Annotated in this window: 12 protein-coding genes; 6 read left to right on the top strand and 6 right to left on the bottom strand. The window is 56.1% G+C overall.

The genetic code is table 11. From position 1 onward, the window contains the following. Window position 1 precedes the first annotated feature (1 nt). The 4 genes from nqrE (at window position 2) to sthA (ending at window position 3,899) form a co-directional block, all read left to right on the top strand. Window positions 2-619 (top strand): NADH:ubiquinone reductase (Na(+)-transporting) subunit E, encoded by a 618-nt coding sequence (nqrE, locus tag NH398_RS12830; protein WP_044628064.1) that lies wholly within the window; start codon window positions 2-4, stop codon window positions 617-619. A gap of 68 nt (window positions 620-687) precedes the next feature. Next, window positions 688-1,920 (top strand): NADH:ubiquinone reductase (Na(+)-transporting) subunit F, encoded by a 1,233-nt coding sequence (gene nqrF, locus NH398_RS12825; RefSeq protein WP_159341926.1) that lies wholly within the window; start codon window positions 688-690, stop codon window positions 1,918-1,920. A 211-nt stretch (window positions 1,921-2,131) separates the two neighbouring features. Next, window positions 2,132-2,386 (top strand): (Na+)-NQR maturation NqrM, encoded by a 255-nt coding sequence (gene nqrM, locus NH398_RS12820; protein WP_159341927.1) that lies wholly within the window; start codon window positions 2,132-2,134, stop codon window positions 2,384-2,386. Window positions 2,387-2,507: 121 nt separating this feature from the next. Further along, a complete protein-coding gene (gene sthA / locus NH398_RS12815) occupies window positions 2,508-3,899 on the top strand; it encodes a Si-specific NAD(P)(+) transhydrogenase (protein WP_253018860.1) in 1,392 nt (463 codons plus the stop codon). A 70-nt stretch (window positions 3,900-3,969) separates the two neighbouring features. Here sthA and NH398_RS12810 read toward each other — a convergent pair whose 3' ends face one another. From NH398_RS12810 to leuS, 5 genes are all read right to left on the bottom strand, one after another. Next, entirely contained in the window at window positions 3,970-4,941 is a 972-nt protein-coding gene (locus NH398_RS12810) for a PA2778 family cysteine peptidase (RefSeq protein WP_253018859.1), read from the bottom strand. Further along, a complete protein-coding gene (locus NH398_RS12805; RefSeq protein ID WP_159341930.1) occupies window positions 4,919-5,317 on the bottom strand; it encodes a PA2779 family protein in 399 nt (132 codons plus the stop codon). Before NH398_RS12805 ends, NH398_RS12810 begins: the two co-directional genes overlap by 23 nt. 98 nt (window positions 5,318-5,415) lie before the next feature. After that, the gene (gene holA, locus NH398_RS12800; protein ID WP_159341931.1) at window positions 5,416-6,483 is read right to left on the bottom strand and encodes a DNA polymerase III subunit delta; all 1,068 of its coding nucleotides are present in this window, start codon (window positions 6,481-6,483) and stop codon (window positions 5,416-5,418) included. Beyond that, window positions 6,480-6,974, bottom strand: a complete 495-nt coding sequence (gene lptE, locus NH398_RS12795) for an LPS assembly lipoprotein LptE (protein ID WP_253018858.1) — start codon at window positions 6,972-6,974, stop codon at window positions 6,480-6,482. Before lptE ends, holA begins: the two co-directional genes overlap by 4 nt. Beyond that, on the bottom strand, window positions 6,971-9,556 hold the full coding sequence (gene leuS, locus NH398_RS12790; protein WP_253018857.1) for a leucine--tRNA ligase: 2,586 nt from the start codon (window positions 9,554-9,556) through the stop codon (window positions 6,971-6,973). The genes lptE and leuS overlap by 4 nt, the downstream gene beginning before the upstream one ends. Before the next feature lie 162 nt (window positions 9,557-9,718). Here leuS and NH398_RS12785 point away from each other — a divergent pair, with 162 nt between their 5' ends. After that, window positions 9,719-10,237, top strand: coding sequence for a zinc ribbon-containing protein (locus tag NH398_RS12785; protein WP_253018856.1), 519 nt, complete (start codon window positions 9,719-9,721; stop codon window positions 10,235-10,237). 3 nt (window positions 10,238-10,240) lie between these two features. On the opposite strand, the gene NH398_RS12780 is transcribed toward NH398_RS12785, so the two are convergent. Beyond that, the gene (locus tag NH398_RS12780; RefSeq protein WP_253018855.1) at window positions 10,241-11,554 is read right to left on the bottom strand and encodes a hypothetical protein; all 1,314 of its coding nucleotides are present in this window, start codon (window positions 11,552-11,554) and stop codon (window positions 10,241-10,243) included. 597 nt (window positions 11,555-12,151) lie between these two features. Between NH398_RS12780 and NH398_RS12775 the strand changes: the two genes are divergently transcribed. Further along, window positions 12,152-12,973, top strand: a complete 822-nt coding sequence (locus NH398_RS12775; protein ID WP_253018854.1) for a hypothetical protein — start codon at window positions 12,152-12,154, stop codon at window positions 12,971-12,973. The last annotated feature ends 63 nt before the right edge of the window (window positions 12,974-13,036 follow it).

The raw sequence follows: 13,036 nt of genomic DNA, 5'->3' as shown, positions 1-13,036 counted from the left end.
CATGGAACACTATCTGAGCCTTTTCGTTGCTTCGGTATTCGTCGAGAACATGGCACTTGCCTTCTTCCTGGGCATGTGTACGTTCCTAGCGGTATCCAAGAAGGTGTCTTCTGCCATTGGCCTCGGCATCGCCGTTATCGTCGTACTGACGATCACGGTACCGGTCAATAACCTGGTATTCACGTACCTGCTGCAAGAAGGCGCGCTGACCTGGACCGGCATTAGCGGTGCTGAAAACATCGACCTGTCATTCCTGGGTCTGCTCTCGTACATCGGTGTCATCGCGGCGCTGGTACAGATCATGGAAATGTTCCTTGATAAGTACGTGCCGTCGCTCTACAACGCACTGGGTGTCTTCCTGCCGCTGATTACCGTTAACTGCGCCATCCTCGGTGGCGTACTGTTCATGGTGGAGCGTAGCTACAACTTTGGCGAAGCCGTGGTTTATGGCTTCGGTGCGGGTACCGGTTGGGCGCTAGCGATTGCGGCCCTGGCGGGTATTCGTGAAAAGCTGAAGTACAGCGACGTGCCGGGCGGTCTGCAGGGTCTTGGCATTACGTTTATCACCGTTGGCTTGATGTCACTGGGCTTCATGTCCTTCTCTGGCATTCAGCTTTAATCGGAGCCGGTTTTCTCGGCAGCCCAGGCTGCCGAGGTACAGAAAACCTTCAGCAATAGGAAACCGACATGGTTGATACATCTGTCATCTTGCTCGGTGTTGTCATGTTCACGGTCATCGTCATTAGTTTGACGGCGATCATTCTGGCAGCGCGCAGCAAGCTAGTGAGTAGCGGGGACGTGACGATCGAAGTCAACGGCGATCCCGAGCACACCCTGAAGACCCAAGCCGGCGGCAAGCTACTGAACACCCTGGCGGCCAACGGTATCTTCCTCTCTTCTGCCTGTGGCGGCGGCGGTTCCTGCGCCCAGTGTAAGTGCCGAGTCGAAGAGGGCGGCGGTTCTATCCTGCCGACCGAAGAGTCGCACTTCACCATGCGTGAGAAGAAAGAAGGCTGGCGCCTCTCTTGTCAGGTTCCTGTAAAGCAGGACATGAAAGTAGAAGTGCCGGAAGAAGTCTTCGGCGTGAAGAAGTGGGAAACCGAAGTAACGGCCAACCCGAACGTCGCAACCTTCATCAAGGAGCTCAACCTGAAGCTGCCTGAAGGCGAAGAAGTAGCTTTCCGCGCTGGTGGTTACGTTCAGCTCGTTGCACCGCCCTACGACATCAAGTTCTCTGACTTCGATATCGAAGAAGAGTACCGTGGCGACTGGGAAAAGTTTGGCCTGTTCGACATTTCCCATAAGAACAACGAGGAAATCATCCGCGCCTACTCCATGGCGAACTACCCGGAAGAGAAAGGTCTCCTCAAGTTCAACATTCGTATCGCGACGCCGCCTCCTGGCACCAGCCATCCGCCGGGCCTGATGTCGACTTACGTCTTCAGCCTGAAGCCGGGTGACAAAGTGACCGTCATGGGGCCGTTTGGTGAGTTCTTTGCCAAAGACACCGATGCCGAGATGGTCTTCATCGGGGGTGGTGCGGGCATGGCGCCGATGCGTAGCCACATCTTCGACCAGCTCAAGCGTTTGAAGTCGGATCGTAAGATCTCGTTCTGGTACGGTGCGCGCTCCTGGCGTGAGACCTTCTACAACGAAGAGTACGATCAGCTGGCAGAAGAGTTCCCGAACTTCGAGTGGCATCTGGCGCTGTCCGATCCGCAGCCGGAAGACAACTGGGAAGGCCCGACGGGCTTCATCCACAACGTGCTGTACGAAAACTATCTGAAGGACCACCCGGCGCCTGAAGATTGTGAGTACTACATGTGTGGGCCGCCCATGATGAACGCTTCCGTTATCAAGCTGCTGCTGGATATGGGGGTCGAGCCGGAAAACATCCTGTTGGATGACTTCGGCGGCTAATGTCGCGTCAGCGTACGTTAGAAACGGGGCTAGCCTTAGGGCTAGCCCCGTTTGTTTTTGAGGTGATGGGAACGCACATCGTGTGGAAATTGCCTCGAATGCCTGATCATTTTGCATCGGCTAGGGTACAATAGGCGGTAACTTTTAAGGCACTTATCGGCGCAATGACTGTCGGCAGGTAAGGCACCTAACGCAATGCTGGGAGGACCACATGGCAATTTGGCTACTGGTATTTGGTTTTATGGCGCTGATCATGGGGGCCATGGCCGTCGGTGTACTGATGGGGCGTAAACCCATCGCAGGTTCCTGCGGCGGGTTGAACCAAATTGGTATGAAAGATGGCTGCGATATCTGCGGTGGCAAAGACGATGTTTGCGAAGAAGAGAACCGCAAACGCGGTAGTCTGCGCCGTCGTAGCGATGAAAGTCGCGGGGCAGACCTGGGCTACGATGTCACACGCCGTTAAGCCCCATCGTGCCGTTATTCACTCATGATGTACGCGCACACATACGTCGAACGCTCGCTTAATCGCGGGCGTTTACGTATGCGCTGACGAAAATGTAAGGGAACAAGGAGATCCAAACCGTATGGCGGTTCACAATTACGATGTCGTGGTTATCGGTACCGGCCCCGCCGGAGAAAGCGCTGCCATCAATGCTGCCAAACACGGTATGCGGGTGGCGATCATTGAGAAACAGGCCCAAGTAGGCGGTAACTGCACTCACTGGGGCACTATCCCATCCAAAGCGCTGCGCCATCAGGTCAAGCAGATCATGGCGTTCAACACCAACCGCATGTTCCGCGATATCGGTGAGCCGCGCTGGTTCTCTTTCCCTAAAGTCATGGAGCGCTCGCGTGGCACGATCGACAAACAGGTCGAAATGCGCACCACCTTTTATGCGCGCAACCGCATCGATCTCTTTCACGGTGTGGCGCGCTTCAAAGACGAGCACACCGTCGTGGTTCGCGACCGCCAAGAGGGCATGGAAGAGCTAGTGGCCAAAAAAATCGTCATCGCCACCGGCTCACGCCCTTATCGCCCGGCGGATATCAACTTCCGTCACCCGCGTATCTATTGCTCCGATACCATCCTAAGCCTTTCCCATACCCCGCGTACGCTGGTGATCTTTGGCGCCGGTGTCATCGGCTGTGAGTACGCCTCCATTTTCTCGGGCCTGGGGGTCAAAGTCGATCTGATTAACAACCGCGATAGCCTGCTGTCGTTCTTGGACGACGAGATCAGCGATGCGCTCTCGTACCATCTACGCAAGCACGGCGTATTGATTCGTCACAACGAAGAGTACGAGAGCGTCGAGGGCGACGAGGCCGGGGTCGTGGTACGCCTCAAATCCGGCAAGAAAATCCGCGCCGATGCGTTCCTCTGGGCCAATGGCCGGACCGGTAACACTGACAGTTTAGGGCTTGAGAACATCGGACTAGAAGCCAACGGCCGAGGCCAGCTCAGCGTCGATGAACACTACCGGACGTCGATTCCGCATATTTATGCGGCAGGGGATGTGATTGGTTGGCCAAGCCTTGCCAGCGCCGCCTACGACCAGGGTTTGAACTCGTGTAACGAGCTGCTGGAAAAAGAGTACCGCTTCGTTAGCGATGTGCCGACCGGTATCTATACCATTCCCGAGATCAGCTCCTTTGGCCCCAACGAGCGCGAGTTGACCGAAGCCAAAGTTCCCTACGAAGTGGGCAAGGCGTTCTTCAAAGATACCGCCCGCGCGCAGATTACCGGCGATACCGTGGGCATGCTCAAGATCTTGTTCCACCAAGACACGCTAGAGCTTTTGGGTATCCACTGCTTTGGTGACCAAGCCTCGGAGATTCTGCATATCGGCCAAGCGATCATGCAGCAAGAGGGCGAAGCGAATACGCTCAAGTACTTCGTGAATACGACCTTCAACTACCCAACCATGGCCGAAGCCTACCGGGTGGCGGCGCAAAATGGCTTAAACCGCGTCTTTTGATCGGCCACACGAAGGGGGCGCTATGCCCCCTTCGTGTTTTTTCAAGCATCGCCTTCCGAAACCATACCCTTTATAGCGATTCCAGCAGCTGCTGGGCGCGAGGCTGCCATTCGCCTTCTAATGAAGCGGCCTGGCTGAGTGATTCCCTGGCGGCGGCGGTGTCCTCTTGCTGAAGCTGCAAGATGGCGAGGTTCAACCACGCGGCACCCATGTTCGGGTCAATCTGTGTGGCGTTTTCAAACGCAGCTAACGCTGCCTCGGGTTCCTGCGTTGCGTAAAGCGCGTTGCCCAGAGCGAACTGGCCCATCGGGTTCTGCGGGAAGCGCTCGGCGAATGCCTGCCAGCTACTCAGCGTTGTGTCGGGGCCGTGCTGCTCTTCAAAGGCGCTAATCGCTTCCAAGGCATTGCGCGCGATCACGCCCTCCGGCAGGCTGCCCGGCTCGCTGACCACAAAGCCCCAGCGCTCAGTGCGCGCCCAGGTAGCATCAAAACGGCTAAACGACAGGGTATGCCGCTCGATCTCACCGCTGCGCAGTATCAGCGTCTCGTTGGGCAAATCAAATCCAATGGCCACCGCATAGTGCCACATGGGAAAGGCGGGCAGGGCGAGGTTCTGCATCACGACGACCGGGTTGCCTGCTTCCAGATGCGTGAGCAGAGCATCCATGGTACCTCGGATGGGAATTGCCAGCTGTTCGTAGCGGCGTACCGTGGCCAACATTTCCGGCTGCACGCTGCCATCACGCCCAGGCAAGAATACCTGAGGGATTAGCTCGTCTAAGTTAACCTCGACGCCTTCGTGATTGAGCACCATAGCCAGGGTCGCCGGGCCGCACTGGTACTCGGTTTGGGCGAAAAACGGCACCTCGGTAAGCTCGGTTTGCGGGGCCAGGCTCGATCTAGTGCTCTCTAACAGTACCGGGCTGCGGGCGCAGCCGGTGAGCAGTACGATCAGCAGGCTTAACAGTAAAACGCCCGCAGAGCGGGCGTTGACGGAGCGATTCATCACTGCAGACGACTTAGCGAGTGAACGGGTAAACATCGGTCAGACCGAGAATATCCGTTACCAGCAGAATCACGAAGACCGCGAACAGCGCTCCTACCACACCGGCACCGGCAGGCAGTTGTTCGAGCTGTTGTGCCATTTGCTGAGCTTCGGCATCGCTAAGGGCCGCCACACGGGCTTCGACGTCGGCAGGATTGACACCCTGCTTTAGCAGCTGATCCTGCACATCGGCACGGGCGAGGATTTCATTGATACGCTCGCGATCAGCGCCGGCACGGTCGCCTGCTAAAACAGACTGCGTCGATACCAAGTCCATGCCTTGCGGGGCGGTCGGGGCTGCCACGACGGGCAGGCTGGCGAACACTAACGCAATCATCAAAAGGGTCGAGAGGTAAGCACGCACTGTTTTCATCGTCTTCATCCTTAGACTTATCAGGGAGCAGGCCATGAATGACCTAGCAAGTAGTATAGAAACAAACAGATGCGGTTTTAAGGCAAAAATGCAAAGTGCTAATTATTTGCACTAATGCGATAGGTCCAAGGGGTTTCGGCCAGAATGCCTTTTGCACCCGCCATAGTCATGGCCAGATCGTGAAGCCCCGGCCAAAGCGGCACGGCAGAGGCGCCTTTTACCGCTAAATCCAAGCGCTGGGCCATCAGCAATAGTTTGTGCAGCCGCTTCATGGAAAGGCGGCCAATGGCTTTTTGATATGCCGGACGGCGCTTATCGAAAATCATCGGCTTTTGGGTTTTGCAGGCGTGCTCGAAACTCTGCCCCTGATCCAGATGCTGATGTAGCGATAGTAGGGTGCGCAGCTCACGCGTCAGTGCCCATAGGACGATCGGCGCTTCCACGCCTTCGCTTTTCAGGCCGTTGACGATCCTAGAGGCACGGCTGGGCTCGCCCTTCAAGCACGCATCCGCCAGATTGAAGACGTCAAAGCGGGTGCTGTCCTCCACGCCCTGGGCAATGTGTTCGACGTTGAGTCGAGTGTTGGCCGGGTAGATCAGCGCTAGCTTCTGTAGCTCTTGATCCGCTGCCAACAGGTTGCCTTCGGTACGCTCACCCAGCAGCCGGGCCGCTTCGAGATCGATCTGTAGGCCGTGATGCGAGGCTCTATCCCGCAGCCAGTAGCCAAGGCGCGAGGCATCGACAGGCCACACGGGTACGAACAAGCCGTGTTTATCCAGGGCTTTGAACCAGGCGCTCTTCTGCTGTTTGGCATCCACCTTACCCATGCTGACCAGCAGCAGGTCATCGCTGCCGTCCATCATGTCTGCGTACTGCGCCAGCGCTTTGGTGCCTTCCTGCCCCAGTTTTTGATTGCCCAAACGCAGTTCTAACAGCTTGTTGGAGGCAAACAGCGAGAGGTTGCTGGCGGTTTCCAAGAGCCGTCCCCAGGCAAAGTTGGGCTCCACGTCCAGCACTTCCCGCTCTTCGATGCCCGCCTGGCGAGCGGCGGCACGCACTGCATCGCAGGCATCGCGATGCTGTAGCGGCTCGTCACCCGCCACGATCACCGCTTTCGGCAGCTTCTTGGCCAGGGCGGCAGGCAGTTGATCGGCAAATACCTTCACCGCAACGCCTCGAGATTGGCCAACCGCTCTACGATGCGCTGTGCGAGCTGGCGGGTCAGTGTCTGCTCCGCTTCCTGGAAAAGGGTTTCCCGATTCAGCAGATCGTCATCGCTGACGCGAATGCGCGTGCTGGTCGCCACCGTGGCATTGTTCAATGCGTAAGCGCTGGTGTCCCGCTGCTGCACCGACAGCGACGTGCTTAGCGTTAGTTCATGCTCACGGCTTGCGCGGCCATCGGTGCCAATGCGCCGCTCCTGCAGTGACGGTGTGCCCAGCGTTACGCGCCAAGGCGCGCTGCTCTCAACGTCCGTGCCTAACTGCTGTAAGCGCGTGCGAAGCTGCTGAGCGAGAGCGCTGTTGTCATCGCCCTCTAGCGAGAGCGCGGGCAGGCGTGGCATGGATTCCGAGCCGCGCAGGCGGAACCCACAGCCACTGAGCAGCACCGCCGCTGACGCGGCGATGCTGAGGGTCAAAAAGCGACGGCGATTCATCCACTCACCACAATGTTAACCAGCTTGCCGGGCACCACGATCACCTTACGAACCGTTTTGCCTTCCAAATGGCGCTGGACGTTTTCGTTTTCCATCGCCAGTTGCTCGATGGCGGCTTTGTCGGCGCTGGCCGGGGCTTCCAGGCGGGCGCGCAGTTTACCGTTCACCTGTACCACCAGCTCGATGCTGTCGCGGGTCAGGGCGGCTTCGTCTACTTTCGGCCACTGGGCTTCAATGGCGGGCTGCTCATGGCCCAACTGCTGCCACAGGGTGTGGCACAGGTGCGGGGTAATCGGAGCCAGCAGCAGCACACAGGCTTCCAGCGCTTCACGGCTAACCGCGAGGCCCAGTTCAGAGGTATCGTCGAACTTAGCGACCGCGTTAGAAAGCTCCATCACAGCCGCAATGGCGGTGTTGAACGTGGTGCGGCGACCAATGTCGTCGCTGGCTTTCTTGATGGTTTCGTGGGTTTTGCGACGCAACGCTTTTTGATCGTCGTTGAGTGCATCGACGTTCAGCGTGCCCGGCGTGCCCGCTTCCAGGTGCTCGCTCACCTGACGCCAGATGCGCTTCAGGAAGCGGTGTGCGCCTTCGACGCCAGAATCCGACCACTCCAGCGACTGCTCAGGCGGGGCGGCAAACATCATAAACAGGCGCACGGTGTCGGCGCCGAACTTGTCGATCATCGACTGCGGGTCCACGCCGTTGTTCTTCGACTTGGACATCTTCTCGATGCCGCCCATCTCAACGGGCTGGCCGTCGCTCATTAGAACAGCGCTCAGCGGGCGGCCTTTCTCGTCACGCTTCACTTCCACATCGGCGGGGTTAAACCACTCTTTACCGCCGTTCTCTTTAATGCGGTAGAAGGTTTCGGCGATCACCATGCCTTGGGTGAGCAGCTGCTGGAACGGCTCGTCAGAATCGACCATGCCGAAATCGCGCAGCAGCTTGTGGAAGAAGCGGGCATAGAGCAGGTGCAGAATCGCGTGCTCGATACCGCCAATGTAGAGGTCCACCGGCAGCCAGTAGTTGGCGCGCTCGTCCAGCATGGCTTCGTGGTTATCCGCACAGCAGAAACGGGCGAAGTACCAGGAGGACTCCATGAAGGTATCGAAGGTGTCGGTTTCACGCACCCAGCCATCGCCCATCTCGGAGAACTCCGGCATCTTCTTCAGCGGCGAGCCAGAGGCATCCACGGTGACTTCCATGGGCAGCGCGACGGGCAGCTCGTCATCGGAGAGCGGTACAGTTTGGCCTTCCGGGCCGTACTTCACCGGAATCGGCGCGCCCCAGTAACGCTGGCGGGCAATACCCCAGTCGCGCAGGCGATAGTTGGTTTTCACTTCGCCACGGCCAAGCTCGGCCAGTTTGGCGGCAATGGCATCGAACGCGGCTTGGAATTCCAGGCCATCGAACTCGCCGGAATTAATCAGCGTACCGTGCTCGGTGTAAGCGCCTTCCGAGATATCCGGCGTATTGCCGTGCTCGTCGGCCACTACCGGCTTCAGCTCAACGCCGTACTTGGTGGCAAACTCCCAGTCGCGCTGGTCGTGGGCGGGTACGGCCATGACCGCGCCGGTGCCGAACTCCATCAGCACGAAGTTAGCCACGAATACCGGCACTTCTTCACCGCTTAACGGGTGAATGGCCTTATGGCCCGTGGCCATGCCCAGCTTCTCTTTGGTGGCCATTTCCGCTTCAGAGGTGCCGCCTTTGGCGCACTCTTCACAGAACGCTGCCATCTCGCTGCTCTGCTCGGCGGCCTGTTTCGCCAACGGGTGACCGGCAGCCACGGCCACGTAGGTCACGCCCATCAGTGTATCCGGGCGGGTGGTGTACACCGCCAGCGGCTCGCAGGCGCTGCCATCGGCGGCTTTAATGTCAAAGCTCAGTTCGACGCCACGGGATTTACCAATCCAGTTGCGCTGCATGGTCTTGACCTGCTCGGGCCACTCGACGTTATCTAAGTCCGCCAGCAGCTCATCGGCGTAGTCAGTAATCTTCAAGAACCACAGCGGGATCTCTTTACGCTCCACCGGCGCGCCGGAACGCCAGCCACAGCCGTCGATGACCTGCTCGTTAGCCAGTACGGTTTGGTCGACCGGGTCCCAGTTCACCGTGGACATTTTCTTATACACCAAGCCTTTTTCCACCAGCTTGGTGAAGAACCACTGCTCCCAGCGGTAGTAGCTGGTATCGCAGGTGGCGAATTCGCGGCTCCAGTCGTAGGCAAAGCCCAGTGCCTTCAACTGGTTACGCATGTAATCAATGTTTTGATAGGTCCACTTGGCGGGTGGCACCTGGTTTTGAATCGCGGCATTCTCCGCCGGCATCCCGAACGCATCCCAGCCCATGGGCTGCATGACATTTTTACCCTGCATGCGCTGGAAACGTGAGACAACGTCGCCGATAGTGTAATTACGCACGTGGCCCATGTGCAGCTTGCCGCTGGGGTAGGGGAACATGGATAGGCAGTAGAACTTTTCGCGGTTGGCGTCTTCTACGGCTTTAAAGCACTGGTGTTTGTCCCAGTACTGCTGAGCATCACGTTCGATATCACGGGGGCTGTAATGTGCGTCCATCGGTGTTTTCAATGCCTTGGGGTCATTCGCCCAAAAAGGGCGCAAAGTGAATAGTAGATGACGACTGTCAGATAAGTAGCGTCGATTGTATCCTATGCAGGTGTATCCTTGAACGGCTAGCCGATGATAGGCAGCACCTATGGCGACAAAAGGAGAGGACCCATGGAAAAACATAACGATCACCGCCTTCGCGAAGGCTACGAGCGCCTGTTGGAGCGTATGCAAGACGGCGCCAACGAGCTCACCTGGGACAACCTGCAAAAGGATTTGGACGACGCCGTTGCCTTTGAAGCAGAGCTTGAAGAGTACACCAAAGACGAGCTGGCCCTACTGCGCGCCTGGGTAGAGCGCGACCTAAAAGATATGCGTTACTACATGGCGGATACCGGCAAGCAGGTCGCCAGTTGGCTAGGCATCGATATTGATCAGCTCTCCCGCCGAGTGGCGGAATCGCTGCTTTCGATTGCCGACCGCAGCGTGGTAGACCGCGAACGCTTCGAGGACGACCTAGAAGCCGCCCGTGCCGACTACTGTGAAGGCGAAATGGCCGCCCCCGGGTTAATGGCCTGCATCCACTGCGATGCCCAAGTAATGCTCAGCGAAGTCGCTCGGCTGGAACCCTGCCACCAGTGCGGCCACCGCTACTTCTACCGCTTCCCCAATAAAATCATCGAAACCTGATTGTTAACCCAGCCAAGCGCTCAAGCCTGCAATCGCCCCCAGCGAGAGCAGGCTCATCATCGCCGCGTAGGGCAGGTTATCTTTCATCATGCGATAACCGCTCACCCCATAGCGCCCCTGCAAGGAAAGGTTAATACCGGAAAGCGGCCCCACGCTGGTGCCCACCGCCCAGGCGCTTAACGCCACAAAGGCAAACAGCGTTTGCTCGCCACCGCTTAAATCCAAAACAGACGCCAGCACGGAAACACCAATAATTGGGTGCAGCCCCACCAGCGCACTCAGCGTAATGGCGGCAAAGCTGGCCATGGCCTGCCAGGTACCAAAGCGGGCAAACAGCGTCCACTCATCGCCCGCAGCAGCGGCCACCAACGTCGAAAGCCCTAATGTTAATAACCCCGCTGCCAAAAACAGCGAGATTTCCCCACGCATGGCGGGCAGCCGGGTCACGGTGTGTTGGCGAATGCGCCGCAGGGTAAAACGCGGGCCTTCCCGCAGGTTGCTCAACAGCGCCACCCCCGGCAGTAAAAAGGTAATGATGCTGACGATAGTGAGCGACGGCGTGACCCAGAAGTGAAACAGCATCACCAACGCCGCCATGCCCGCAGGCATCAGCAGGCTACGAGGCGAAAGCGAAAAGCCATCCACCTCGGTTAAATCAAACCGCCGCCGCAGCTCTAGCGTGGTTAATAGCCCCGAGAGCATGGCGATAGGAAAACCCACCACGGCAATCTGGGCGTATTGCACCGACGGCACCAGGGCAATCACCACCGCCATAGAAGCAAAGAAGGGCGACCAGAGGGCGGCGCTGGAAAGCCCACGGTTCAGCGCCAATAGCTGCGGTGTGGTTAACGGCGCACGGCGAGCCAAACGGTCGCCCACCATAAACACCGTGGAAAGATTCAAAATCGTGCCTAGGAAATGCACCCCCAGCCAAGTGCGCAGCACGCCATCTGCACCCGTTACCCGCTTACCCGGCGGGCGCTTATTGCCTTGGGTGCCAATCAGCGAAATAAAGCTCACGCCCACCAGCATCGTCGCCACAAACACGTTGCCTTGCAGCATGGCAGGCCAGTTCACTGCCGCGCCATACACCGTTTGCGCTACCACCAGCATTATCACGCCAAGGGCAATTAACACCCCCGCCTGAATGCGCGAACGCTTGGGAATATCCCGCCACAGCAGCGCCACCGCCGCCCACAGCAAATAGCTCACCACCTGCGCGGTCGGCACCGCCCCGGTAAAGCCCAAAATCTGCGCCAAAAGCCCCAGCAGCACCAACACCCCCGCCAAGCGCTGCCGCGTCGTTGTATCTTGCATCTCAATCCCTTACTGGTTGAGTTAGCAGGCTAATCGGGTTTGCGAGAGAAGGCCAGTAGCAAGAAGTGATGGGGGAAGGTGAGATAACAGATGTGGGGGATGCCATAGGTGGAAGGTGATAGAGGTGAAAGATGGAAGTTTTGGGAGATGACAGATGCGAGAGATGGAAGGAGTTGGAGATGGCAGGAGTGGGAGGGCGCTTCAGCGCGCGACGCTCAAGCCACCATCCCTACGACAAAGCCACCAACCCAGTAGCGCGGCGTAACGAACGAAGTGAGGCACCCGCGAAGCACCGCAACGCGGTGCCGATTCCACCATGCAGGCCAATCGGGCACAGCAAAAAAATTAACCTAACGCGTGACCTAAGCTGAATTTGTTAATAGAGTGTGATTAGACAGGCAAAACGAGCGGGCACGATAATAGGGGATATGTAGCCTGAGCCAAGGTGATGTTATTCAAAATCAATGGGTTGGGTGGTTTTTTGGCGCTGTGTAACATCAATGACTGTGATCGCTCAGTTATTGGGGTTATGTAGCGGGCTATATAACCACTGTTATGTTTCTATCAGCTAGTAGCACCAAGGATAAGAAATTCTATATGAGCAATAAGTTTACATATCAATCAGATGACTATGATCGACAGTCGCAAAGATTTGTAATCCCTTTATATATCAAGGATGAATTAGAAAATTACAATTTTTCATCTACAGGGACACTCGTTAGGTATAGAGAGCATCATTTTATAATTTTTGCTGCGCATGCATTAGGCAGTGGAATTGCAATTGAGAATATATGTACCTTTGGTATTGATGGGAACTTCCATCAGATCATGAGCTTTGCGATAGGTTATCAAGTATTTGAAAAAGAGGATATAGTAATTGTTGATTGCTTTAACCAGGCACTGGAAAACAAAAACTACTTTGATTTGAATGTAGAAAGTATGAATGGTTTTGATAAAAAGCACTTTGCATGGACGGGGTTTCCTTCAAGTAAATGTAAATCAAAAAAAGTTCATAAGAGTAATTCCCAGGAAGCTTTAAAAAATAAATTTGTATATATTGACGAAAATGGAAATTACTTTCAAAATGCAAAGTACTTCACAATAATATCGAAAGTTATAATAAACAATAGAGTTCAGATGTCTGGAGCTTATAATAGAGAGAAAGTTAATTTAAAATATCAAGGCGATGTAAGCATGGGGCCTCACCCACAAGGTATGAGTGGCGGTGCTATGTACTTTTTTTCGAAAAATCAGATATTAAAAGAAAACCTCGACGACACCTTCCGGTTTGCTGGTATAGGTATTGAATATAAAAAAGACAACTCGATTATTGGTGTTCCTAGACTGAAAATTATTGAATTAATAGAAATGTTTGATAATGAAAACCCCATAAAAGTAAGTCTGGTTCAAGACAGCTAGATCGAGGTTGAGACAATCGAAAAATAACAAGTAAATCCAGGCGACGCCTACGGCGCACCTGAT

The organism is Halomonas sp. CnH100-B, from assembly GCF_024124605.1.
Classification (GTDB): Bacteria; Pseudomonadota; Gammaproteobacteria; order Pseudomonadales; family Halomonadaceae; genus Vreelandella.
This window is presented reverse-complemented; position numbering and strand designations above follow the sequence as displayed.